The sequence below is a fragment of the Pseudomonas sp. CFBP2511 genome (genome assembly GCF_030209255.1).
In the GTDB taxonomy this organism is placed as follows: Bacteria; Pseudomonadota; Gammaproteobacteria; order Pseudomonadales; family Pseudomonadaceae; genus Aquipseudomonas; species Aquipseudomonas avellanae.
Map to the genome: position 1 here is coordinate 160,967 of NZ_JARVSI010000010.1, position 23,553 is coordinate 184,519.

Consider the following 23,553-nt stretch of genomic DNA (forward strand, 5'->3'; position numbering starts at 1 on the left):
CCCAGACACGCGCACCCCGGACGCGCAGCAAATGGGCGGCATGCACAAACCAAGTGCTCTGATTCAGACCATTTGATCTGTTTTCGGCTGGGCGATCGCGTCAGCTCGTTGTTCCATAGCGTTTTTCCGGTAGTGGCATGGATGCTGCTAAAGCCTGAGAGTCGGCCTCGTATTGTCCTCATCGGCCATTACCCTCAGGAAAACGTCTATGTACAAGAAACTGTTGCCCGGGACATTGTGTGCGGCTGTCGCGTTCGGGGCCGCCGGCTTCGCTCAGGCCGAGGGTTTGACCCTCAAGGGGCCTGCGAAAATCGTCATGGTGTACATCAGCCCGCGCAATGACGGCGGCTGGACTCAGGCATTCGATGAGGCGCGGCTCAAGCTTGAAAAGGATCTGGACACAAAAATCCAGTTCGTGGAAAGCGTGCCCGAAAACGCTGCAGCCATTACGCCCGTTGTTGATCGTCTGATCGCGCGGGGTGCCAATGTGATTGTCGGCACCGCATTCGGTTATTCCGACACCTTCCTTGCGCTGGCGAAAAAATACCCGGACGTGGCCTTTCTGAACGGCTCGGGCACCACCAACGCCGCCAACCTCGAATCGTTTTATGGCCGTACCTACGAGAGCCAGTACCTGTGCGGCATGGCGGCAGGCGCTGCGTCGAAAACCGGCAAGCTGGGCTTCGTCGCCGCCAACCCGTTTGGCCAGGTCAACTGGACCATCAATGCCTACGAGCTGGGCGCGCGGCAGACCAACCCGAAAGCCACGGTCACGGTGATCTACACCGGGGCCTGGAACGACCCGGTCAAAGAGCGCGCCGCGACCATGGCGTTGATCGACAACGGTGTGGATGTGGTCGGCCAGCACGTCGACAGCCCGACACCACAGATCGTCGCCCAGGAGCGCGGTATTCATGGCACCGGTCACCATCGCGACCTGAGCGAATTTGCCCCCAAAGCCACTGTCTGTTCGTCGGTCTGGGTCTGGGACCGTTTTCTCGGCCCTGAGCTGAAGAAAATCATCGCTGGCAACTGGACCCCGGCCGCCAACGGCGCGCTGTTGTCGATGCAGCAGGGCGGCACTGATATCACCTTGACCGGCGACCCGATCATTTCCGCTGAAAACCGCAAGAAGATCGAAGCCGAGCGCGCCGAACTGCTGGCGGGCAAGAAAATCGTCTACAGCGGCCCGTTGGCGGACCGTGACGGCAAAGAGCGGGTTGCAGCCGGGAAGCAGTTGTCCGACCCGGATCTATGGAAAATGGACTGGTTTGTCGAAGGCGTGAAGACTCAACAATGAGTCAGGTCAATGCGCTGCAACTGACCGGCATCAGCAAGTCGTTCGATGGTTTCAAGGCGCTGATCGATGCCGACTTCACCGCGTGTTGGGGCGAAGTGCACGCGCTGCTGGGCGAGAATGGTGCAGGCAAGTCCTCGCTGATGAACATCGCTGCGGGGCTGTATGCGCCAGAGACCGGCACGCTGATGCTCGACGACAACCCGGTTCAGCTTCAGGGCCCCAAGGACGCCAGCCGCTACCGGATCGGCATGGTTCACCAGCATTTCAAGCTGGTGAAGCCTTTTACGGTGGCGCAGAACATCCTGTTGGCTCTGCCTGAGCAACCCGGCGAAGGCAGTTATCGCAAGCGTCTGCGCATGCTGGAGCAGGACATCGTCCGCAAGGCTGAAGAACTGGGCTTTGCGATTGACCCAAGCCGGGTTGTCGACAGCCTGTCGGTCGCCGAGCAACAGCGCGTCGAGATTCTCAAAGTGCTGCTGGCCGGTGCCCGTATCCTGATTCTCGATGAGCCCACCGCTGTGCTGACCGACCAGGAGGCCGAGCGCTTGTTGTTGACCGTGCAAGCCTTTGCCCGGCAGGGCGCGGCGGTAATTCTGGTGACGCACAAGATGGCCGACGTCAAACGCTATGCCGACCGGGTCACTGTCATGCGCGGCGGGCGCACGATCCAGACGCTTGATCCGCAGCGTGTCAGCGTCGAGCAACTGGTGCAGTTGACGGTGGGCGAGTCGGTGCCGGTCGCGGCCCATCATCCGGCGGTGCCTGGCGAGGTGCGCTTGCAGGTGAAGGATTTGCGCAGCGTCGGCGGCAGCGCGCTGAACGGCGTGAACATGACCCTGCGCGCCGGGCAGATCTACGGCATCGCCGGTGTGGGCGGCAATGGTCAGGCGGAACTGGCCAACGCATTAATGGGGCTGCCGCAGGCGACCGAGGGTGACATTCATCTGGCGCCCTTCGGCGACCTGCGCAACGCCTCGGCCGAACAGCGTCGGCAATTGCGCATTGCTTCTATTCCAGCGGATCGCTACGGCGCAGCGCTGGCCGGTTCGCTGTCGGTGGCGGAGAACTTCGGCATCGGCAACATTCACAGCGGCCAGTACGGTTCGTTCTGGCGGCTGGGTTACAAACGTTTGAAGCAGGACGCGCAGCGTGCGGTCGAGTCGTTCGATGTGCAGGGCGTGCGTTCTCTCGATCAGAAAGCTGCACTGTTGTCGGGCGGCAACGCACAGAAACTGGTGATTGCCCGGGAATTCAGCCGCGACCCGCAACTGGTGCTGGTGCACAGCCCGAGCCGTGGCCTGGACGTACGCGCCACGCAAGCTGTGCACGACCGACTGCGGGCCGCACGAGACGCAGGTGCTGCAGTGCTGTTGATCAGCGAAGACCTTGATGAAGTACTGGCCCTGGCTGACCGTATCGGTGTGATGAACGGCGGGCGCATCGTCGCCGAGTTCGATCATCCCGCCGACCGTCAGGCCATCGGCAAAGCGATGGTGAGCCATGACTGAACTCGCGCAACCCCCTCTGACGGCTCCGATAACAGCACGGCAACCGTTGCTGGCAAGGCGTTACACGCTGGAACTCCGGCAGCAGACCGGTTGGCCCTTGCAGGCCCTGATTATTGCTCTGGCGTTGGTCGTCGGCCTGGCGATCTGTACCGTAATCCTGATTCTGGCGGGTGTGCCTGCGAACGAACTGCTCAATGAATTCGTGGTTCAGACGGTATTCGATGCGCAAAACTTCAAGGCCGTGCTGTTTCAGGCCTCACCGATGATCATGGTCGGCCTGGCCGGTTGCATGGCATTTCGTGCGCGTTTCTGGAACCTGGGGCTGGAAGGCCAGATGATCTGGGGCGCGATTGGCGCCACGGCGATTTCACTGTTTCAAGTAGGACCGGAGTTTTTGCGTCTGCCGCTGATGATGGCGGCAGCGGTAGTCTGCGGGTTGCTGTGGAGCCTGGGGCCGGTGCTGTTGAAGCTCAAATGGCAGGTCAACGAGATCATCTCGACCCTGATGCTCAACTACATTGCCGCTAACTTCCTGCTGCATCTGGTGTATGGCAGCTGGAAAGACCCGCGAGACAACTTCCCATACTCGCCTGCATTCCAGAGCTTCGAGCGTTTGCCCGATCTGTTTGCCGGGTACAACGCCGCAATTGTGCTGGCATTGCTGGTCACCGGTCTGACCCTGTGGTTCGTCGGCATCTCCCGCGCCGGCTTGTACCTGCGCTTTGTCGATGCCAACCCCAGGGTCGCCGGGGCCGTCGGCGTGCCGGTGCGCAAGATGATCATCGGCACTGTGTTGCTGTCCGGCGGCCTGGCGGGGTTGGCGGGTTTTGTTGTGACCTCGGGGCAGGAAGGCCGGCTGACTCAATCGTTCTATCAGGGCTACGGCTTTTCCGGGATTCTGATCGCCTTTCTGGCCCGCAACAACCCGGTCGCCGCGACGATTGTTGCGCTGCTGATCGCCATGTTGTTCGTCGCCGGGCGCAACTTGCAGGTGTTTTATCAGATTCCGTTTTCGATGGTGCAATTGATCCAGGCGATCCTGGTGATCTGCGTTGCGTCATCTGACTTTTTCATCCGCCATCGCCTGCGGCGCATTCAGGCAGGAGAACGTTGATGGAGCTTATTTCCCACTGGCTGGGCAGCGCGCCGGATTTCGCCGTGCCATTTGCGCTGGCCGCGCTGGGCCTGATCCTTATCGAACGCAGCGGTGTGCTGGCACTCGGGGTCGAGGGGCTGATGCTGGTCGGCGCGCTGGCGGGCATCGGCATGCAGTTGAGCGTGGGGTCGCCGGGGCTTTCGCTGTTGGCGTCGATGGCGGCGGCGGGTGTGGTGTCGTTGCTGTTCGCGCTGATGGTGCTGGTGCTGCGCATCAATCAGGTGATCGCCGGGCTGGCGCTGGTGTTCTTTTGTCAGGGGCTGACCGGGTTGCTGGGCACGTTGCTCGGCTGGACCAATCGCCCGGTCAATGGCTTGCAGGCGGTCGAGCTGTGGCCGTTGTCCGAGTTGCCGGTGGTGGGCAAGTTGTTCGTCCAGAACCCGTTGGTGTACCTGACCGTGGTGATCTTCATTGCGGTGGTCTGGCTGCTTGATCGCACCCGCACCGGGTTGCGCTTGCGTGCGGTCGGCGAAAACCCTCAGGCCGCCGATGCGGCGGGTATCTCGGTGTTGGGCTATCGCCTGGCGGCGATTGTGGCGGGGTCGGCGCTGATGGGGCTGGCTGGGGGATTTATTGCCGTGCTGAGCACCAAGATGTGGATCGCGGACATGACTGGCGGGCGCGGCTGGATTGCGGTGTCGCTGGTAATCTTCGCGCGCTGGTCGCCGTGGCGTGCGCTGGCCGGTGCCTTGCTGTTCGGCGGTATCGAAGCGCTGATTCCGCAACTGGCGGCGATGGGTGTGCGTCTGCCTCAGTATTTCGTGCTGATGACGCCGTACGCGGTCACGTTGCTGGTCATGGTCTGGGTGGCGAGCGGCAAGCGTCAATCCATGAGCCAGCCGGGCGCTTTGGGCGAGCCTTTCATTCGCGAGGAGCGACGCTGACCAACAGGCCCGCGAGCCTGCACAGCGGGCGGTTCAGCCGGGGTTAAGGAATTTTTGACAGTCGGCATGCTCTAATCGGCTTACCAGCGTTCGTCAAAACCAGGAGCTCCTGAATGTTTACCTCGCGTCGTTTGATCATTGTTGCCACTGCCGTCGCCTTGCTTTCCGGCTGTGCGACCTCCAATCCGTATGACAATCAAGGCCAGGCGCAAAGCTCCGGTGGCATGAGCAAAACGGCCAAATACGGCGGGCTCGGCGCTCTGGCCGGTGCGGTAGCCGGTGCGGCTATCGACCATAACAACCGTGGCAAAGGCGCACTGATCGGCGCAGCCGTTGCGGGCGCTGCGTCGGCAGGTTATGGTTACTACGCTGACAAACAGGAAGCCGCGCTGCGCGCGAGCATGGCCAACACCGGCGTCGAAGTGCAGCGTCAGGGTGATCAGATCAAGTTGATCATGCCGGGCAACATCACCTTCGCGACCGATTCCTCAGCCATTGCCAGCAGCTTCTATTCGCCGCTGAACAACCTGGCGAACTCGCTCAAGCAGTTCAACCAGAACAACATTGAAATCATTGGCTACACCGACAGCACCGGCAGCCGTCAGCACAACATGGACCTGTCGCAACAACGTGCTCAAAGCGTAGCGACCTACCTGACTTCCCAGGGTGTCGACCAATCTCACCTGTCAGTCCGTGGCGCAGGCCCTGACCAGCCTATCGCCAGCAACGCCGACGCCAACGGCCGCGCCCAGAATCGTCGCGTAGAGGTCAACCTCAAGCCGATTCCGGGCCAGCAGTACTGATCGATGCCGCTGCGCCCGCAGACTGGTTGAATGCGGGCAACGTGGGAGCGAGCTTGCTCGCGAAGGCGATGACCTCTTCGCGAGCAAGCTCGCTACCACACGTCAATATCAGTGCTGCGCCGGATACTGCTCATGCAGTCTGTCCAGCAGCCGGTCTTTCTCTTCCCATAACGCGTTGATCCACTGCTGGAATTCCAGACGGTATTCGCCGTCCTGGTCGTAGTTCTTGCCGAGGAACTGCGGTGGGATTCTGATTTCTTCAAAGTGGGCGACCACCTCTTTCACGTTGCCGCACAGCAGGTCCCAGTAACCAGGTTGCCCGCCTGGATAGTGGATGGTCACATTGATGATCGACTCCAGCTGTTCACCCATCGCGTCCAGCACGAAGGCGATGCCGCCCGCCTTGGGTTTGAGCAGGTGGCGAAAGGGCGACTGCTGTTGCGCATGCTTGCCGGCGGTGAAGCGTGTGCCCTCTGCGAAATTGAAAATCCCCACTGGGTTGTGGCGAAATTTTGCGCAGGTGCGGCGGGTGGTTTCCAGGTCCTTGCCTTTCTTTTCCGGGTGTTTCGCCAGGTAGGCCTTGGAGTAGCGCTTCATGAACGGAAAGCCCAAGGCCCACCACGCCAGACCAATCACCGGGACCCAGATCAGCTCCTGCTTGAGGAAGAATTTCAGCGGACGAATGCGCCGGTTGAGCACGTATTGCAGCACCATGATGTCGACCCAGCTCTGATGGTTACTGGTGACCAGGTACGAATGTTTGTAATCGAGCCCCTCCAGCCCGCTCAACTGCCAACGGGTGTGGCACAGCAGCCTGATCCAGGCGTTGTTGGTGCCGATCCAGGTTTCATGGATATGGCTCATCAGCCAGTCGGTGAAACGTTGGGCGGCGGAAAAGGGCAGGCAGATCTTGAGGAGGGTGACCGCGAACAGCACCGTGCAACAGACGATGGTGTTAAGCGCCAACAGCAGCGAGGCAATGACGCCGCGCAATGGGGCAGGCAGGAAATCCATGAACGACAAGGCTCCGCAAAGTGGTCGGACGCCTCAGGCGGGCCTGTGGCGTCGTCAGGTTGTATCAGGAAAGTGTGTCGGCCTGTATCGCCGTCAGTGCGATGGTGTAGACGATGTCATCGACCTGCGCGCCACGTGGCAGGTCGTTCACCGGTTTGCGCAGGCCTTGCAGCATCGGGCCCAGGCTTACACAGTCGGCGCTGCGTTGCACCGCCTTGTACGTGGTGTTGCCAGTGTTGAGGTCTGGAAACACGAACACATTGGCGCGTCCTGCCACCTGACTGTCCGGGGCCAGTTGCCGGGCGACGTGTTCGTTGGCGGCGGCATCATACTGCAGCGGTCCGTCGATCAATAGATCGCGGCGGGTTTCGCGTGCCAGTTGCGTTGCCTCGCGAACTTTCTCGACTTCTTCACCGCTGGCCGAATTGCCGCTGGAATAACTAATCATCGCCACGCGGGGCGAGATGCCGAACGCAGTGGCCGAATCGGCGCTTTGCAGGGCGATCTCGGACAGTTCGCTGGCGCTTGGGTGAGGATTCATGATGCAGTCGCTATACATCAGCACCTGCTCGGGAAACAGCATGAAAAACACCGACGACACCAGCGTGCAGCCCGGCGCGGTCTTGATCAGTTGCAGGGCCGGGCGGATGGTGTTGGCCGTGGAATGAACCACGCCGGACACCAGCCCGTCTACCTCATCGAGTGCCAGCATCACCGTGCCGATCACTACGGGGTCTTCAAGCTGTTGCTCGGCCATCGGCGCGTTCAGGCTTTTGCTCTTGCGCAGTTCGACCATCGGCGCGACATAGCGCTCGCGAATCAGGTCCGGGTCGAGAATCTCCAGCCCCGGTGGCAGCTCGATGCCATGTGCCTGCGCAACCGCCTGCACCTCTTCGGGCCTGGCCAGTAACACACAGCGAGCGATACCGCGCGCCTGACAGATCGCCGCGGCCTGAATGGTCAGCGGTTCGTTGCCTTCGGGTAGCACGATGCGTTTATTGGCCGCCTGGGCGCGCTGAATCAACTGATAGCGGAACACCGCAGGTGACAGGCGCAGCTCTCGTGGGGTGCCGCAGCGCTGGTGCAGCCAGCTGGCGTCCAGATGACTGGCGACGAAATCGGTGATGATTTCCGCGCGCTCTCGGTCATCGATGGGGATTTCCTTGTTCAACTGATTGAGGCGGTTGGCCGTGTCATAGGAGCCAGTGCTCACCGACAGCACCGGCAGGCCGGCCTGAAGCGCGCCCCGGCACAGTTCCATGATGCGCGGGTCGGGCACGGTATCGCTGGTCAACAGCAGGCCTGCCAGCGGTACGCCATTGATCGCTGCCAGGCTCACGGCGAGGATGATGTCGTCGCGGTCGCCCGGGGTTACGACCAATACGCCGGGCTTGAGCAGCGGCACGGTATTGAGCACCGTGCGCGCACAGATGATGATTCTCGACATGCGCCGTTGATCGTAGTCGCCCGCATTCAGCACCTGAGCGCCCAGCAACTCGGCCACATCACGGGTACGCGGCGCATTGAGTTCGGCGCGGTAGGGAATGCAGCCCAACAGCCGGAAATCGCCGTTGCGCAGCAGCGGCGAATGTTCTTTAAGGCGCGCAGCAAAGACTTCAATGCTCTCTTCGGTGCGCACTTTATTGAGGATGACGCCCAATACTTTTGGGTCCTTGGGGCCGCCAAACAGCTGCGCCTGCAGCTCGACCCTTCCCGACAGCTCGGTCAGGACCTCGTTTTCCGGCGCGGAAACCAGTATCACTTCGGCGTCCAGGCTCTTGGCCAGGTGCAGGTTGACCCGTGCGGCATAGCTCGCGCTGCGGGTCGGGACCATGCCTTCGACCACCAGCACATCCTTGCCGACGGCTGCCTGCTGATAAAGATTGATGATTTCTTCGAGCAGTTCGTCCAGCTGGCCATCGCCCAGCATGCGTTCGACGTGCGCCAGACCCAGCGGTTTGGGCGGTTTCAGGCCGTGAGTACGGGCCATCAGCTCGGTCGAGCGTTCAGGGCCGAGATCGCCGGGGTGCGGTTGCGCTATCGGTTTGAAGAAACCTACCTTCAAGCCCGCACGCTCAAGCGTGCGCACCAGGCCCAGGCTAATGGAGGTCAACCCCACACCAAAATCCGTGGGGGCAATGAAAAACGTCTGCATACGGGGTTCTCGATTGGGCAGTGCAAGGGGCGCAGCAGATATGGAACAGCGGCCGGCCAAAAAAGTCAGGAAATCGTCTAACGCGAGTTCTCGGTGCCAAGACTATCGTTATCTGCGGCGTTCGCACACCAGCCGCAACAAAACACCTGACCTGTCATCCGTTGACGCTGTACAGGGTCCAGAACCCAGGCGCGCGACTGCCATGGCGGCTGATGGCGCAGGTGCTGAGTGTGGCCACAGGACAGCAGCACAAACCAGTGTCCTTCTTCATCCTGGCTCAAGCCAATAACCGTTGAACTTTCCAATCCGGGCCGTCTGTCAGAGTTGCGTTCGCTTTCGGGCGATTGCTTGGTTAAACTTGCTCGTTCTTCAATCTTAAGCAAAAGGTCTTGTCCCCATGCCGATCGCCGCCAATAAGGCTGTCTCCATTGACTATACCCTGACCAACGACGCTGGTGAGGTCATCGACAGCTCTGCCGGTGGTGCGCCGCTGGTTTACCTGCAAGGTGCAGGCAACATCATTCCGGGCCTGGAAAAAGCTCTGGAAGGCAAGGAAATCGGCGACGAGCTCAAAGTTGCCGTCGAGCCGGAAGACGCCTACGGTGAATACTCGGCCGAGCTGGTCAGCACCCTGAGCGCCAGCATGTTCGAAGGTGTCGACAAGCTTGAAGTCGGCATGCAGTTCCACGCTTCGGGTCCGGACGGCGGCATGCAGATCGTGACCATCCGCGATCTGGATGGCGATGACGTGACTGTTGACGGCAACCACCCGCTCGCAGGTCAGCGCCTGAACTTCGACGTGAAAGTTGTGGCTATTCGCGACGCCAGTGAAGAAGAAATGGCTCACGGCCATGTTCACGGTGAAGGCGGTCATCAACACTGATTTGTGCTGCTAGGCTCAGGTCACTGAAAAGGCGCCCTGGCTGTTCTGCGATGACGACTTTCGTTGCGCGTTCGGTCATGGTGCCTTTTCAGGTTGTGGCCAGGGTTATTTGTTTCAAAAGGGGTTCTCATGAGTGCTTTTCACGACATCAGATTGAAAGCGCTGGGTGGTCAGGAACTGCCGCTGGCGGATTTCAAGAACAAGGTGGTTCTGGTCGTCAACGTCGCCTCCAAATGCGGGCTCACACCGCAGTACGCAGCACTTGAAAACCTGTATCAGCAATACCGGGACAAGGGGCTGGTGATATTGGGCCTGCCCTGCAACCAGTTTGCTGGCCAGGAACCCGGCACCGAGCAGGAAATCGCCGAATTCTGCCAGCTCAATTACGGCGTGACTTTCCCGTTGGGCGAAAAACTCGACGTAAACGGGCCGAACCGTCATTCGCTTTATCGCTTGCTGGCGGGCGAGGGCGCGGAGTTTCCAGGGGACATCACCTGGAATTTCGAAAAGTTTCTGGTGGGCAAAAACGGTGGGGTCAGCGCACGGTTCTCACCGCGTACTGCACCGGACGATCCTGCAGTGATCCAGGCCATCGAAAAGGCTCTGTCGCACAACTGATCGCATGGCCTGGGCAGCCTGTATCGCCTGCCCGGCTATCTTGCGCTGAACCCAACGCTTCTTGACTCAAATAAGCAGGATGAATAGTGCTGGGCTCTGACTGACGCCCGGCGATATTCTGCGCGCCTGATCTGGCGCATGTCGCCGTACAGCCATCGACCCTTTTTCCCTTGGAGTCCCGCATGTCGGCTGCAGCCTTGTTCACACCTTTTCGTCTGGGCGGTCTGGAACTGTCGTCGCGCGTGGTCATGGCACCCATGACCCGTTCGTTCTCGCCGGGTCATGTGCCCAACTCGAAAGTCATCGAGTATTACCGTCGCCGGGCGGCGGCCGGTGTAGGGCTGATCATTACCGAAGGCACGACGGTCAATCACCCGGCGTCCAACGGCTACCCCAACGTTCCGCAGTTTTTCGGCGATGCGCCGCTGGCCGGCTGGAAGAAAGTAGTGGATGCAGTGCACGCCGAGGGCGGCAAGATCGCCCCGCAGCTCTGGCATGTGGGTGCTGTCCGTCGTCTGGGCACCGAACCCGACGGCAGCATCCCGGCGTATGGCCCGATGGAGAAGGTCAAGGACGGCCAGGTGCTGGTGCACGGTATGAGCAAACAGGATATCGACGAGGTCGTCGCAGCCTTTGCCCAGGCCGCAGCCGACGCAAAGGCGATTGGCATGGACGGCGTCGAAATTCACGGGGCTCACGGTTATCTGGTCGATCAGTTCTTCTGGGAGGGCAGCAATCAGCGCAGTGACGAGTACGGTGGCAGCCTGGCCAATCGTTCACGATTTGCTATCGAACTGATCAAGGCCGTACGCGCTGCTGTTGGGCCGGACTACCCGATCATCTTCCGTTTCTCACAATGGAAACAGCAGGATTACAGCGCACGGCTGGTGCAGACGCCTGAGGCGTTGGGCGAATTTTTGCAACCGCTGTCCGATGCAGGCGTGGACATCTTTCACTGTTCTACCCGGCGTTTCTGGGAGCCTGAGTTCGAAGGCTCCGAGCTGAACCTGGCGGGCTGGACGCGCAAGCTGACCGGCAAACCGACGATCACAGTCGGCAGCGTAGGGCTGGATGGCGAGTTTCTGCAGTTCATGGTCAATACCGAAAAAGTCGCACAACCTGCCAGCCTCGAAAACCTGCTGGAGCGGCTGGGCAACGACGAATTTGATCTGGTGGCGGTAGGGCGTGCGCTGCTGGTCGACCCGGACTGGGCGGTGAAAGTCCGCGAAGGCCGTGAGCAGGACATCCTGCCTTTCAGTCGAGAGGCACTGACGACACTGGTCTGATGGTTTTGTCGTTTGTCTGCCTGAGCGTTTTGCTGCTTTCGTTCGGGCAGGCGTCACGCAACTGTCGCTCGAACTGATCGATGATAGCCGTCCAGCCTTGGCGGCTGGCGTGCTGCCTGGCGTTCAAGCGCACTCGTCGCAGGTTTTCACTGTCTTCAAGCAGCCAGCGTGCCGCATCAACAAAAGCCGTTTCGTCGCCCGGCATCGCCAGCGCGCCGTTGTGGCCATGGCGAATATGCTGGCCGGCAGCGGCTTCGTCATAAGCAACGACGCCCAGCCCTGACGCCAATGCTTCCAGCACCACATTGCCAAAGGTTTCGGTCAGGCTCGGGAACAGAAACATATCGGCCGAGGCGTAGTGCGTCGCCAGCACTTCACCGCGCAGTGTGCCGCAGAAGATCGCGTCCGGAATCTGCTGTTCAAGCTCGCTGCGCTGAGGCCCATCGCCGACGACGATCAGCTTGATGGTGCGTTGCGGATAACTGCTCTTGAGCGCCTCGAAACCAGTCTTGAGCAGCCCGAGGTTTTTTTCCGGCGCAAGGCGGCCGACATGGATGACCCCGATATCCCCTGTTTGCAGGCCCCAGCTTTCGCGTAATGCCTGCGAACACCGGGAGGGGTTGAACAGTTGGCTGTCGACGCCGCGAGACAGCAGCTCGATCCTTTCAAAGCCACGCCGCTCCAGCTCGACCTTCTGGCTGACGCTCGGCACCAGCGTGACGCGCGAACGGTTGTGAAACCAGCGCAGGTAGTGGGTCAGCAGGCGGGTGATGAACCCCATGCCGTATTGCTGCGTGTATTGCGGAAAATTGGTATGAAAGCCGCTGATCACCGCAATCCCCAAGCGCCGCGCTGCCCGCAGCGCCGACAGCCCCAGCGGGCCTTCGGTGGCGATATACAACACGTCAGGCCTGCGCCGCTGCCAGCGTCGCAAAAGCTTGTGCATCGAAGACTGACCCCACTGCAGCCCCGGATAACCCGGTATAGGCCAGCCACGGCACAGCATCAGGTCATCGGCAGCCCCGGAGTTGATCTCGTCGTTCTGGCGCGGCCGAACCAGCTCGACCCGATGCCCGCGCAACCGCAACCCGTCACAAAGCCGCCCCAGGGTATTGGCAACGCCGTTGATCTCGGGAGTAAAGGTTTCAGTGATCAGGGTGACATTAAGAATCTGGCTCATGAGAGCAGTTTCGGCGGGTAATATTTCGATTATGTGGCGGTTGTGTGAACTTCAATGGCTTCACCGCAACCGCGAAGGTTTATTTCAACCGGCGACTTTGCGGGTCGGCGATTCGCTCCATCGCCGCTGGTCTCGGAAGAAAGTCCTTGTCGTCGATGACAGAGGTGCGTTGTTCAAGGCTCATGTTGTTCATAAAAAAGGTCGAGCGCGGCAGGGCCTGTTTGCCCAGCGTTGCAGATTCGCTCGCCGTAAGGTCTCCGACCCTTTGGCTCAATATCTGAGCAAACCTGTCTGATCGAGATTGCGGGAGGGTCTCGAGACCGGCAGGTCGGGTGGTGTTGATTGCTCTGGCTGTTGCGGTATTTACGGTGTTTTCCATTGCTCTACAGCTCCTGTTGTTTAGAGGCAATAGAGCAAGCGCAATGCCAATATGGATAATTGGTTTGGTCCTACACACTTGAGTCAAGCGAGCGGGGTGCTGATTTAGTTAGCCTACAGAAACGGACTACATTACACTTTTTGAAACGCTCAACGTTTGGTTTTTAGCGGCAACGGTTTGCCGCCAGCCAGTTAGATGCTTTTTGGCTTTGATTGTAAGGCTTGGAGTTTTCTTTTGTAGGAAGCGTCTTTATGTTTGTCTTTTTTGCAGGGTTTCTGTTGGTCTGATAGTATTGGCCCCTTTTCAGAAGGACGTGAAATGTCAGGTTTAATATATGCGCCCCCGAAAGCCAGCCTGGATAAGGATGAGTCAGACAGTGGCGGCCCGGAGTTTTATGTCGTGTCGTTACAGAAGTTTTTCATTCTGTATTTTTTGACGTCGGGTTTTTTCGCGACTTACTGGTTTTATCGAAACTGGTCGCTGAACAAGAAGTTTTCGGGCAGCAATGTGTGGCCTGTTGCGCGCGTGATCTTTGCCGTTATTTACGCTTTTCCACTGTTTCTTACGGTGGATAAAAGTCTGCGGCGGCAGGGTCTTGGTCACATGGCGTACTGGGCGGTTAGCGCCTCGGTGCTGCTGGCATTGACCATTGCGGGAATCCTGCTGGCGCAGGGTGTGTCAGGGAATTTGCGATTCGAACTGGTCGGTGGCTGGCTGGTATGGGTTGTTCTGCTGGCCACTGCGCAGACGCTTAATATGATGCTGGTACAGTCGAAGATAAATGCCGCCGCGCATGACCCGGACGGGAGCACCAACTCAAGGTTGACGCTTGCCAATGGCTTGTGGATTGTTATCGGATGTGCCATGTGGTTGGTCAGTATACCGACCTATCTTTCCGCTTCTGCTTTAGGCTAGACAGTTTTGATACCAGAAGAAGTACCAGACAGCTAATCCATTAGCTGTCCGGTGCTCTTTCAGGCGTTGTCGTCACTCGGCCTGTCAATCAGAACGATCAGCCCAAGTCATTGACCAGTTGGCCGATCACTTCGCCTACCTTGGCCAGATCCGGTGCAGCCAGGCGATGTTCATCGGCATACGAATAAGCCACGGTGAACAGACCTGCGGTGCGTGTGGAGTAAGACGGAGCGTCTTTCTCAAAAACACGGTTGATTGCTTCGGCAGTCAGGGAGTTGGAGTCGATGACCATGCGTTCTTCAGGATCGTTTACGCCGTTGATGTAAACGTTATCCGGGTCGATCGACCATTCGTCCAATTCACTGACCAGGAAAGCACGGATTTTTTCTTTAGTTGTAGCGTTTTCGGCGGCAAATACAGCTGGGTTTACTGGAGTATTCATGATTTAACTTCCTTGTTAAGTTCATGTGTCGCATGTTCCATGGAAGCGGGCTTCACATGAACGGGTTGGTTGAGGCCCCATTTAACCTCGGCCGAGAGGGGCGGGTGCGGTAGATATATATAGTGAGTGATTTTTTTCGTTTTTCAGGTCTACCGGGCCGTACTGCGCGGCCCGGCATGAAAGGGTCAGTCTCTGGCGTGCGCGATCGGCAAGGCATCCGCCCCGCGCTCACGCACCCAGAACAGCGTTGCGGCGGCTACGGCGGCAGGCATCATCAGCAGGTTGACCACCGGGATCAACAAGGCAACATAGACGATGCCGCCGAAGCTCAGGCTCTGCCAGCGTTTGCTTTTCAGCCAGCCGAGCATCTCGTTCCAGCCCAGTTTATGGTTGTCGGCAGGGTAGTCTATGTACTGGATCGCCATCATCCATACCCCGAACAGCAGCCACAGGGGCGCTGCGATGATGTTGGCCACCGGAATAAAGGACAGGATGAACAGCCCGAGCATGCGTGGCAGCATGTAGCCCAGCTTGCGCGCTTCGCGGGCCAGCGTACGCGGGACCATTGCGACCAGTTCGGCCCAGCTGAAATCCGGCGATTCATCCACGCCGCGAATCACGGCTTCGACTTTTTCGGAGAGGAACCCGTTGAACGGCGCAGCGATGATATTGGCAACCACGGTGAAGGTGAAAAACACCATCAGCAGCACCAGCGCGACAAACAGTGGCCAGAGGATATAGCTGAGAAAGCTCAGCCAGTGAGGCAGGGTGGGCATGAATGTGTCGACCCACAGCTCGAACTGATGCACCGCCAGGTAGATCAGGCCGCAGAACAACACGATGTTGATGCTCAGCGGCAGCAGAACAAACAGGCGCAGGCCAGGGCTGAGGATCAGTTTCAGGCCTTCCCTCAGGTATTGCGGGCCGGTCAGGGCAGGAGCGGGCATGGCAGCCTCCGAATGCTTGAAAGGCGTGACCTTACCGGCTTTGTGATAGCCGTGAAAGGGCTGATGGATGTCAGCGTTCAGGACCGTTTGCTGCGCTCGCCAAGGCTGAGTATTGATGCGAGTACAGCGCTGTGGCTCGGTCACCTTATAGAAGTGACCTATGGGGTGGATTGTGAAACGATATTTCCTTAACCTCTGCTACCCCGATAGGCTTGGCACCAATTTCAGGACCTGTCTCAGGAGTCAGAACTTTCAGGATCCGCCGAGTAGAATGGCACTTCCCCAAGTGTTTCGGCGGTCCTTTTTTATCCAGCTGTTTCGATTGCGGCTTGAACAGTCGGTCGATAGGAGCGTGTCATGTCAGACGTACGTCATTCCCGAGTGATTATTCTCGGCTCCGGCCCTGCCGGCTACAGCGCTGCGGTCTATGCCGCCCGCGCCAACCTCAAGCCACTGTTGATCACCGGCATGCAGGCTGGCGGTCAATTGACCACGACCACCGAAGTCGACAACTGGCCCGGCGACCCTCACGGTCTGACCGGCCCGGCACTGATGGAGCGCATGCGCGAGCACGCCGAGCGTTTCGAGACTGAAATCGTTTTCGACCACATCAATTCCGTCGATCTGGCTGGCAAGCCGTTCAGCCTGCAGGGCGACAGCGCGACCTACACCTGCGACGCACTGATCATCGCCACTGGCGCCAGCGCTCGTTATCTGGGCCTGCCTTCGGAAGAAGCGTTCATGGGCAAAGGTGTTTCGGCCTGTGCGACCTGCGACGGTTTCTTCTATCGCAATCGCGAAGTTGCGGTTGTGGGTGGCGGCAATACTGCTGTGGAAGAGGCGTTGTACCTGGCCAACATCGCCAGCAAAGTGACCTTGGTTCACCGTCGCGAAACCTTCCGCGCCGAGAAGATCCTGATCGACAAGCTGCACGCACGTGTCGCTGAAGGCAAAATCGTTCTCAAGCTAAATGCCACACTGGACGAAGTGCTGGGCGACAACATGGGCGTGACCGGTGCGCGTCTGAAGAACAACGACGGCAGCAGCGACGAGCTGAAAGTCGACGGTGTGTTCATTGCGATCGGCCACACGCCGAACACTTCGCTGTTTGAAGGTCAGTTGGCGTTGAAGGACGGCTACATGGTCGTACACGGCGGCCGTGAAGGCAATGCAACTGCCACCAGCGTTGAAGGTGTATTCGCGGCCGGTGATGTGGCTGACCACGTTTACCGCCAGGCAATCACCTCGGCAGGCGCAGGCTGCATGGCTGCACTGGACGTCGAGCGCTACCTGGACGGTCTGGCAAACGCCACGTTCTGATTGGCATTATGAGCGCGGACCGGGCAATGCTTCGCCCGTCCGCGATCTTCAGAAATGTGGGAGCGGACTTGTCCGCAAGCTGCCGGGAACCGGCAGAAAAACCAGCCGCCTCGGTGTGCCAGACATAGCCGAGGTAGCCTGTTTCAGGACCGCTCCGCGGCCCATCGCAGCCGTCGTAACCTCCGAAAGCTCCCACGCCCTCCGGGCAGAAGCCCTGATTTCCAGTGCCTTCAAACCTTGCGCTTGAGTGGCTCGCCTTCGAATGTCACACCTGCCAGCCCATGCTTGATCAGCGCACGGATATTGCCGTGGTCGCTGCCTTCGGGCGCGGCTTGCACCGAGCGGTAGTGCTCGCCAAATGCCAAGAGCGCCTCTTCATCGCTCAAACCTTCCAGCAGCGCCAGGCCAAGTGTCTTGCAAGACCCTTCGTTCTGCCCGGCAGCATTGTCGACGTTGCCGTTTCTGAACGGCTGAGGCTGATAATCGTAACCGTCTGCGATAAAAGCCAGGGTGTCGGCGAACGCATGTTCGCCGCTGCGCAGGCTGGTGCGCAGGGAATTGATATCAGTCATGTTTGCTTTCCTTGACGAACGCCGCCTGTTGCTCGGCGCTGGCTTCTTTCTGGTAGTTGGCTTTCCACTCGCTGTACGGCATGCCGTAAACCACTTCGCGGGCATCATCCAGGCTGATGTCGATGTGCTTTTCATCAGCGGCGGCCTTGTACCATTTGGACAGGCAGTTGCGGCAGAAGCCGGACAGGTTCATCAGGTCGATGTTCTGGACATCCTTGCGGCTGTCCAGATGCGCGACCAGTCGGCGAAAGGCGGCGGCTTCGAGTTCGAGGCGTTCTTGCTCGGTCATGACGGGCTCTATTCAGGCAATAAGTCGCGCCATGATAAGAGTTTCAGCGTTGACCGGCGAGTGTGATCGACACCGATTCTGCGAAACGCAGCGCATGCGGCTTGTCGACTTCCACTTCGGCGTAGGTCACCGCCTCGTGGCTCATCACCAGGTCCAGCACTTCCTGGGTCAGTCGCTCCAGCAATGCAAAACGATTGCCTTCAACGTGCTGAATGATTGCCTTGGTGATGGTGCGGTAGTTGAGCGCGTGCCCGATATCGTTATCGCGAACAGCCTCCTGCGCCGGGTAGAGAATCGTCAGGTTGATCAGCACATCCTGTTTGTTGACGATCTCGTCCTCGTTGATACCGATGAAGGTGCGCAACCGCAAGTCCTTGACGCGAATGCGCGCGGTACCAGGTTCGAGTCTTGCCATTACGTTCTGCTCCGTCCGATCAATTGCAGAAACTCCATGCGGGTAGTGCTCGACTCACGAAACGCGCCCAGCATGACCGAAGTGTTCATGGTCGAATTCTGCTTTTCGACACCGCGCATCATCATGCACATGTGCTGTGCCTCGATGACCACTGCCACGCCGGCTGCGCCAGTCACCTGCTGAATCGAGTCGGCAATCTGTTTGGTCAGATTTTCCTGAATCTGCAGGCGACGGGCGAACATGTCCACGATGCGGGCGATTTTCGAAAGGCCCAGCACCTTGCCGGTCGGGATATAGGCTACGTGCGCCTTACCGATGAACGGCAGCAGGTGATGCTCGCAAAGCGAATAAAGCTCGATGTTCTGGACGATGACCATTTCATCGTTGTCAGAGGCGAACAGCGCGCCGTTGACAATTTCTTCGACGGTCTGGGTGTAGCCGTGACATAAATACTGCATCGCTTTGGAGGCGCGTTTCGGGGTGTCCAGAAGACCTTCACGCTCTGGGTTTTCACCCAGTTCGAGCAGAATGTCTCGATAGTGCTGTGGCAGGGATGAACTCATCAGAAGGGTCCTCGGGGCGGCTTACTTGACGTGCCGTCCGCCGTTTACGGTCAGTGTTGTGCCGGTGACATAGGTGCTGTCCAGAAGGTAGCGCAGGCTCTGGTAGATCACTTCTGCACCAGGCTCTATGCCCATAGCCGACTTGGCCAGGGCGTTGGCGCGGTAGGCCGCATCGTCCTTGGGTTGAAACATCAACAGCGCCGGTGCTATGCCGTTGACTTTGACAAGCGGGGCGAACCTTGCGGCGAACGACAGGGTGAGGCTTTCCAGCCCGGCCTTGGTTGCGCAATAGGCAATGTGCTTGCTGCTGCCCTTGCGGGTCACGTCATCGCTGATGTGCACGATGTCGGCGACGTCGCTGGCGTGTAACAGTGCCTCGCAATGCAGGTTGATGAGGTACGGGGCGAGCATGTGCACGCTGAACATGCGCGTGAAGTTTTCGGCTTCGTCGCCTGGCGTTTCGGCCAGCCATTCGGACGCGTTGTGCACAATGGCACGCAGGCTTGAGGTATGGGATTTCAACTGCTCGATGAACGCCATGATCGAGGCTTCGCTCGAAAAATCGCCGTGCAGGGTATGCGCACCGGCCTGGCGCAGTTGGGCCACACTGGCGTGTTCGGTTCGGTAACTGATGATGACCTGATGCCCGTGTTCAAGCAGGCGCAGCGCGCAATGCAGGCCCACGCGCTGGCTGGCGCCGGTAATCAGGATCGGTGCAGAAGATAATGCCATCGACAGCTCACGTATCAGGTGTCCGTAATGGACGAGGATTCTACGGTCGATTGTTTCTTCCGGTTTACGTGCAAAGTTATACCAGAGAATTTTTTTGTACAACCCTGGGCCACATGAAAATCGCGCCATGCCGCGTGAGCTGGCGCTTAGGGCCGATACGTTGAAGAGGTGAGCGGGTCTGAACGGGACGAAGACCTGTACCGAGTCGTCAGGGGTGTACAGGTCTTTCTGAAACTATCGCGGGGATGTCGACTGTGTCGGTCGTGCAGGAGGCGTTGCAGGCGTGGTCTGCAGCCAGGTGGCCAGCAGGCGCGTGGACAGCGGAATGAACAGGTAGACCATCAACGGGGTCAGCACCGCTGTGCTGATCATGATCCGCGGCAGCAGATCCAGAGGGTTGAGCAGCGGGCCGAGCAGAAAGTTGAAAATCAGTGACACCGGAAAGAACGCCAGCCAGATGGCCACAGCCTGCTTCCAGCGCGGCGGGCGCTGATCGATTGCGCCGAACCAGCCGTCTATGCCACTGACACGATGCTCGGAGGGTTGCGCGAATAGACCGCTGCCGCGCACCAGCCAGGAGCGTCGGGAGGCAGAATGCTCCCAGGCGTGCATGGTGTGCTCGTCGGCAAAGCGGAAAATAATCTGGAATTCATCGTCCCCGGGTGGGGGAGCCAGCACGCCTGAGCCCAGATAACCCGTAAAGTCCGTGGCCAACAGTTCGCCTTCGTGCAGCCAGGCCATCATTTCATGGTAGCGACCCTGCGCCACGCGGCGGGCAACCATCAGGGTGACGGGTGAGGTAGACATTGTGTATCTCCGGTAGAGGCGTGAGATTCCCGGGTAGGGAGGTCACATGCCGCGATCCGGGGTGATGGGTCGCGACAGCTTCACTGAGAAGCAAGCAAGGATTATTCCTGAAACAGTGCCAGACCGGTAGAAATTTGCAGCCGTTGAAGCATTACTTGTGCAGAGCAGGATGCTTGCGCCGATGCTCTTGCAGGATGTATTGCCGCAGACGCTCGGCATCGTCCTTGCCGTGTTTGCTGAAATGATAAGCGCCAAAATTGTGCTCGGTCATTCGTTCCAGCTTGCCGCGCATCGGAATCGGGGCCTGGCCTGCAGGATTGAACCAGGCTGAAAAGTTTCTCGGCAGCTTGCCTTCCTTGCGGTACTCAAGCAGCACGCCTTTGAACGACAGCTCGTGAACCCAAAGCGCAGTCAGTGTGCCTTTCTCGGTTTCGAGCGGGATCGGGTCTTCAAGCACCAATCGCCATGGACGGATGCGCGGGCCTTCTTCAAAGATGCTCGGCGCGCCCAATTCCAGGTGCAGGGCATGGAATTCGTCCTCGACCAGATGCAGCGGGAAATTCATCTGCTGATTTTCAAACTGGGCATGAATCGTGACCTGCTCATGCGCAGCCAGACGCGTCAGCAAATCCTGGATCTGAATGCCGCCATTGACCAGCAAGCTACGCGTACTGTCGCGCACATTCAGCTTGGGATTACGCTGCATGCCCTGGATAAAATCCAGCTCTGCCTGTGTGAGGAGTGAATCAGGTTGCATGACGGGACTCGGGCTAACCGGTTATTGAGAACAAAGACCATTAATTCTAAGGACTGTTCTGACCATTCATCATATTTTTGCATTTCAGTGTTTCAACTTTCCTGCGCGTCACTCAAAGGCAGGCGAAAAATCAGACGCTGTTTTGGGGCATAATGTTTCACTTTTTCAGGCTGCCACAGGAATAACCATGAAAGTCGCCATCGTGTGTGGATCGGTCTACGGATCGGCCGAAGAAGTTGCCAGACACGCAGCCACGCTGTTGCAAGCTTCAGGCCACGACACCCTCGTCAACCCCAGGCTTGCGCTGCCAGACCTGTTGGCGTTCGAGCCACAGGCACTGCTGGCGGTCACGTCGACCACCGGTATGGGCGAGCTGCCCGATAACCTCATGCCACTCTACTCACAATTGCGTGACCTGCTGCCCGCAGCCCTGCGCGGTTTGCCGGGGGGCGTAATCGCGCTGGGTGATGCCAGCTACGGCGACACCTTTTGTGCAGGTGGCGAGCAGATGCGCGAGCTGTTTGCCGAACTGGGTATTGTCGAAGTGCAGGACATGCTGCGTCTGGACGGCAGTGAAAGCGTCACCCCTGAAACCGATGCCGAGCCTTGGCTGGCGACGTTCATGACCCGACTGGGCTGAAATCATCCTGCACTTTTATCGGACATGATTCAGCACAGCGCGTGTTGATTGTGACGGACGAGGGCATGGACGACACTTATCGCAACGTTTCCCTGTATTCACGGAGCCTGCGATGAACGAGTCAGTACGTTTTGAAGATAAAGTCGTGATTGTGACGGGCGCAGGCGGCGGGCTTGGACGAGCCCACGCGCTGCTCTTCGCGAAACATGGCGCGCGGGTGGTGGTCAACGATCTGGGTGGTTCGGCGCAGGGCGAAGGGGCCAGTGCCTCTGCTGCCGATCAGGTTGTCGCCGAGATTCGCGAGGCGGGCGGCACCGCTGTGGCCAACCATGACTCGGTGACCGATGGCGGGCGAATCGTGCAACACGCGCTTGACGCCTTCGGTCGCATCGATGTGGTGGTCAACAACGCTGGCATCCTGCGCGACAAGACCTTCGCCAAAATGCAGGATGCCGACTGGGACCTCGTCTATCGCGTTCATGTAGAGGGCGCCTACAAGGTGACCCATGCCGCCTGGCCGCACCTGCGTGAGCAGAATTACGGACGGGTGATCTTCACCTCATCGACCTCCGGCATCTATGGCAACTTCGGCCAGTCCAATTACGCAGCGGCCAAGCTCGGGCTTTACGGACTGACTCGCACCCTTGCACTGGAAGGCCGCAAGAACGGAATTTTGGTCAACGCCATCGCGCCCACCGGCGGCACACGAATGACCGAGGGCCTGATCCCTGCCAGCGTGTTCGAGCTGCTCAAACCTGAACTGGTCAGCCCGCTGGTGGTGTACCTGGGCAGTGAACAGTGCCAGGACAGCGGTGCGCTGTTTGAAGTAGGCGGCGGATGGATCGGCAAAGTCCGCTGGGAGCGCAGCCTGGGTGCGTGCTTCGATCCACAGGCGGGCTTCAGCCCGGAAGACGTCGCTGCGCAGTGGCAGACGATTGGTGATTTCGACGGCGCGGCGCACCCTGCTGACAGTACCGAGGCGCTGAAGGAAATGATGGCCAATCTGCAGGGGGCTCTCAGATAAGTACACTAACAATCTGTGTACGTGTATTTAAAGCGGATTAGGTCAAATAACACAGGCATTTATAAGAGACTTTACCAATCGATGTAAGATCGGTCCTAGGACTATGTAGTTCAAGTACGGATTTTCCCCCAGCCATCAACTCAGCTCTTCCGGCTCCGATATGAAGTTTGAACACATTCATATAAGGAGTATCACGTGGGAAGAACAATGTGGGGTGACCTGCCACCGGTAACCATCGCTGCACCGCCTGAAAGGCTCAAGTTCAAGAAGGCTGCAGAGCAGGTGGGTCAGGTGTTGCAGGAGGTCGGTGAGAATGCGGTTGCGCTAAATTCGCTGGCGATGGAGAAGCGCAGGATGAAGCCGCTGTTCAAGGGGTTCAACCCCGAACAGATTACTCCCAAGGACCTCAATAGAGCCGGAATGATCCTGTTCAAGTTTGGCATGATCGACAATCTTACTGCCGAGCTCATGAGCCGAGCGGGTGATGAGTTCGACAAGAAAGGCAAACTTGTCGATCCGAGCAAGGAAATCAATGCACTGGAGTTCTTTGCCAACCGGATCATTGAAATGAAGGAAAAGGCCATGGGCGGAGACCCTTACGCCAAAGTGTTATTGCCTGATTACATCAGAACGATCCATATCATGCAGAATCTTCAGACATTTGCCGAGTCGGGCGACAGTTACGATATGCGCAAGATCAAGGATATGGAAAACAAGGGGCTGATCAAACGAACGCCGAATGCCAAGGCGTGAGAGTGCTCAGGGGATAAAAAAGGCCGCTGTGTTCATACACACGCAGCGGCCAAACAAAACGCAGGATCAAGGGAGCTTGCAAATCCACGTCGATTCAACGCGCGCAGGTTACCTGTCGTCACGACCCTGAAACATCCCTGTGCGGGATATGCAGCATTACCCTGCAGGTAACAATGCCAAGCAACAATGAACCGAAAAAATGGCCGCGCCG

The 23,553-nt window shown here is 58.7% G+C and carries 27 protein-coding genes; 13 read left to right on the forward strand and 14 right to left on the reverse strand.

Going from position 1 to position 23,553, the window contains the following annotated elements:
* Nucleotides 1-208: 208 nt before the first annotated feature.
* From QRN38_RS09290 to QRN38_RS09310, 5 genes are all read left to right on the forward strand, one after another.
* The gene (locus QRN38_RS09290; protein WP_057417969.1) at nt 209-1,300 is read left to right on the forward strand and encodes a BMP family ABC transporter substrate-binding protein; all 1,092 of its coding nucleotides are present in this window, start codon (nt 209-211) and stop codon (nt 1,298-1,300) included.
* The gene (locus QRN38_RS09295; protein WP_054090858.1) at nt 1,297-2,808 is read left to right on the forward strand and encodes an ABC transporter ATP-binding protein; all 1,512 of its coding nucleotides are present in this window, start codon (nt 1,297-1,299) and stop codon (nt 2,806-2,808) included. The genes QRN38_RS09290 and QRN38_RS09295 overlap by 4 nt, the downstream gene beginning before the upstream one ends.
* On the forward strand, nt 2,801-3,922 hold the full coding sequence (locus tag QRN38_RS09300) for an ABC transporter permease (RefSeq protein WP_057417968.1): 1,122 nt from the start codon (nt 2,801-2,803) through the stop codon (nt 3,920-3,922). Before QRN38_RS09295 ends, QRN38_RS09300 begins: the two co-directional genes overlap by 8 nt.
* Nucleotides 3,922-4,848 carry an ABC transporter permease gene (locus QRN38_RS09305; RefSeq protein ID WP_007244092.1) on the forward strand — a complete coding sequence of 309 codons (927 nt, stop codon included), beginning with the start codon at nt 3,922-3,924 and terminating at the stop codon, nt 4,846-4,848. The genes QRN38_RS09300 and QRN38_RS09305 overlap by 1 nt, the downstream gene beginning before the upstream one ends.
* Nucleotides 4,849-4,961: 113 nt before the next feature.
* Entirely contained in the window at nt 4,962-5,651 is a 690-nt protein-coding gene (locus tag QRN38_RS09310; protein ID WP_003379278.1) for a YiaD family glycine zipper/OmpA-like lipoprotein, read from the forward strand.
* 108 nt (nt 5,652-5,759) lie between these two features.
* Here QRN38_RS09310 and yihG read toward each other — a convergent pair whose 3' ends face one another.
* The 3 genes from yihG to QRN38_RS09325 form a co-directional block, all read right to left on the reverse strand.
* The gene (yihG, locus tag QRN38_RS09315; protein WP_007244091.1) at nt 5,760-6,665 is read right to left on the reverse strand and encodes a 1-acylglycerol-3-phosphate O-acyltransferase, YihG family; all 906 of its coding nucleotides are present in this window, start codon (nt 6,663-6,665) and stop codon (nt 5,760-5,762) included.
* Nucleotides 6,666-6,729: 64 nt separating this feature from the next.
* Nucleotides 6,730-8,820, reverse strand: a complete 2,091-nt coding sequence (pta, locus tag QRN38_RS09320) for a phosphate acetyltransferase (protein ID WP_005768767.1) — start codon at nt 8,818-8,820, stop codon at nt 6,730-6,732.
* A 77-nt stretch (nt 8,821-8,897) separates the two neighbouring features.
* A complete protein-coding gene (locus tag QRN38_RS09325) occupies nt 8,898-9,203 on the reverse strand; it encodes a DUF3565 domain-containing protein (RefSeq protein WP_007244089.1) in 306 nt (101 codons plus the stop codon).
* Nucleotides 9,204-9,217: 14 nt separating this feature from the next.
* On the opposite strand from QRN38_RS09325, the gene QRN38_RS09330 reads away from it, so the two are divergent.
* From QRN38_RS09330 to QRN38_RS09340, 3 genes are all read left to right on the forward strand, one after another.
* Nucleotides 9,218-9,703: an FKBP-type peptidyl-prolyl cis-trans isomerase gene (locus QRN38_RS09330; protein ID WP_005736521.1), complete on the forward strand. Its 486-nt coding sequence runs from the start codon at nt 9,218-9,220 to the stop codon at nt 9,701-9,703.
* Between the two features lie 129 nt (nt 9,704-9,832).
* Nucleotides 9,833-10,321, forward strand: a complete 489-nt coding sequence (locus QRN38_RS09335) for a glutathione peroxidase (RefSeq protein WP_057415940.1) — start codon at nt 9,833-9,835, stop codon at nt 10,319-10,321.
* Between the two features lie 182 nt (nt 10,322-10,503).
* A complete protein-coding gene (locus tag QRN38_RS09340) occupies nt 10,504-11,607 on the forward strand; it encodes an NADH:flavin oxidoreductase (RefSeq protein WP_007244087.1) in 1,104 nt (367 codons plus the stop codon).
* Here QRN38_RS09340 and QRN38_RS09345 read toward each other — a convergent pair.
* A complete protein-coding gene (locus tag QRN38_RS09345) occupies nt 11,576-12,787 on the reverse strand; it encodes a glycosyltransferase family 4 protein (RefSeq protein ID WP_054090860.1) in 1,212 nt (403 codons plus the stop codon). The genes QRN38_RS09340 and QRN38_RS09345 overlap by 32 nt on opposite strands.
* Nucleotides 12,788-12,866: 79 nt before the next feature.
* A complete protein-coding gene (locus QRN38_RS09350; protein ID WP_007244085.1) occupies nt 12,867-13,166 on the reverse strand; it encodes a hypothetical protein in 300 nt (99 codons plus the stop codon).
* A 318-nt stretch (nt 13,167-13,484) separates the two neighbouring features.
* On the opposite strand from QRN38_RS09350, the gene QRN38_RS09355 reads away from it, so the two are divergent.
* Nucleotides 13,485-14,081 carry a hypothetical protein gene (locus tag QRN38_RS09355; protein WP_007244084.1) on the forward strand — a complete coding sequence of 199 codons (597 nt, stop codon included), beginning with the start codon at nt 13,485-13,487 and terminating at the stop codon, nt 14,079-14,081.
* A gap of 97 nt (nt 14,082-14,178) precedes the next feature.
* Here the strand turns inward: QRN38_RS09355 and QRN38_RS09360 are convergent, their stop codons facing one another.
* Nucleotides 14,179-14,523 (reverse strand): hypothetical protein, encoded by a 345-nt coding sequence (locus QRN38_RS09360; RefSeq protein ID WP_007244083.1) that lies wholly within the window; start codon nt 14,521-14,523, stop codon nt 14,179-14,181.
* A gap of 185 nt (nt 14,524-14,708) precedes the next feature.
* Complete coding sequence (cysZ, locus tag QRN38_RS09365; RefSeq protein WP_007244082.1) at nt 14,709-15,470, reverse strand: sulfate transporter CysZ; 762 nt, start codon at nt 15,468-15,470, stop codon at nt 14,709-14,711.
* A gap of 357 nt (nt 15,471-15,827) precedes the next feature.
* On the opposite strand from cysZ, the gene trxB reads away from it, so the two are divergent.
* On the forward strand, nt 15,828-16,790 hold the full coding sequence (gene trxB, locus QRN38_RS09370; RefSeq protein WP_005736511.1) for a thioredoxin-disulfide reductase: 963 nt from the start codon (nt 15,828-15,830) through the stop codon (nt 16,788-16,790).
* Nucleotides 16,791-17,020: 230 nt separating this feature from the next.
* Here the strand turns inward: trxB and QRN38_RS09375 are convergent, their stop codons facing one another.
* The 7 genes from QRN38_RS09375 to QRN38_RS09405 all read right to left on the reverse strand — a co-directional run bounded on the left by QRN38_RS09375 (nt 17,021) and on the right by QRN38_RS09405 (nt 20,925).
* Nucleotides 17,021-17,362: a HopJ type III effector protein gene (locus tag QRN38_RS09375; RefSeq protein ID WP_010203359.1), complete on the reverse strand. Its 342-nt coding sequence runs from the start codon at nt 17,360-17,362 to the stop codon at nt 17,021-17,023.
* On the reverse strand, nt 17,355-17,651 hold the full coding sequence (locus QRN38_RS09380) for a DUF1244 domain-containing protein (protein ID WP_010203361.1): 297 nt from the start codon (nt 17,649-17,651) through the stop codon (nt 17,355-17,357). Before QRN38_RS09380 ends, QRN38_RS09375 begins: the two co-directional genes overlap by 8 nt.
* Nucleotides 17,652-17,694: 43 nt before the next feature.
* Complete coding sequence (folX, locus tag QRN38_RS09385; protein ID WP_003379302.1) at nt 17,695-18,066, reverse strand: dihydroneopterin triphosphate 2'-epimerase; 372 nt, start codon at nt 18,064-18,066, stop codon at nt 17,695-17,697.
* Nucleotides 18,066-18,629, reverse strand: coding sequence for a GTP cyclohydrolase I FolE (gene folE / locus QRN38_RS09390; protein WP_005768747.1), 564 nt, complete (start codon nt 18,627-18,629; stop codon nt 18,066-18,068). Before folE ends, folX begins: the two co-directional genes overlap by 1 nt.
* Before the next feature lie 21 nt (nt 18,630-18,650).
* Nucleotides 18,651-19,361 (reverse strand): dihydromonapterin reductase, encoded by a 711-nt coding sequence (gene folM / locus QRN38_RS09395; RefSeq protein ID WP_005768743.1) that lies wholly within the window; start codon nt 19,359-19,361, stop codon nt 18,651-18,653.
* Nucleotides 19,362-19,595: 234 nt separating this feature from the next.
* Entirely contained in the window at nt 19,596-20,168 is a 573-nt protein-coding gene (locus QRN38_RS09400) for a putative antibiotic biosynthesis monooxygenase (protein ID WP_007244080.1), read from the reverse strand.
* A gap of 151 nt (nt 20,169-20,319) precedes the next feature.
* Nucleotides 20,320-20,925, reverse strand: a complete 606-nt coding sequence (locus QRN38_RS09405; RefSeq protein WP_007244079.1) for a hypothetical protein — start codon at nt 20,923-20,925, stop codon at nt 20,320-20,322.
* 187 nt (nt 20,926-21,112) lie between these two features.
* On the opposite strand from QRN38_RS09405, the gene QRN38_RS09410 reads away from it, so the two are divergent.
* The 3 genes from QRN38_RS09410 (at nt 21,113) to QRN38_RS09420 (ending at nt 23,342) form a co-directional block, all read left to right on the forward strand.
* The gene (locus tag QRN38_RS09410) at nt 21,113-21,565 is read left to right on the forward strand and encodes a flavodoxin (RefSeq protein WP_057419190.1); all 453 of its coding nucleotides are present in this window, start codon (nt 21,113-21,115) and stop codon (nt 21,563-21,565) included.
* Between the two features lie 112 nt (nt 21,566-21,677).
* Complete coding sequence (locus QRN38_RS09415) at nt 21,678-22,589, forward strand: SDR family oxidoreductase (protein WP_024666609.1); 912 nt, start codon at nt 21,678-21,680, stop codon at nt 22,587-22,589.
* Nucleotides 22,590-22,796: 207 nt separating this feature from the next.
* Nucleotides 22,797-23,342, forward strand: a complete 546-nt coding sequence (locus QRN38_RS09420; protein WP_057419189.1) for a hypothetical protein — start codon at nt 22,797-22,799, stop codon at nt 23,340-23,342.
* Nucleotides 23,343-23,553 lie beyond the last annotated feature (211 nt).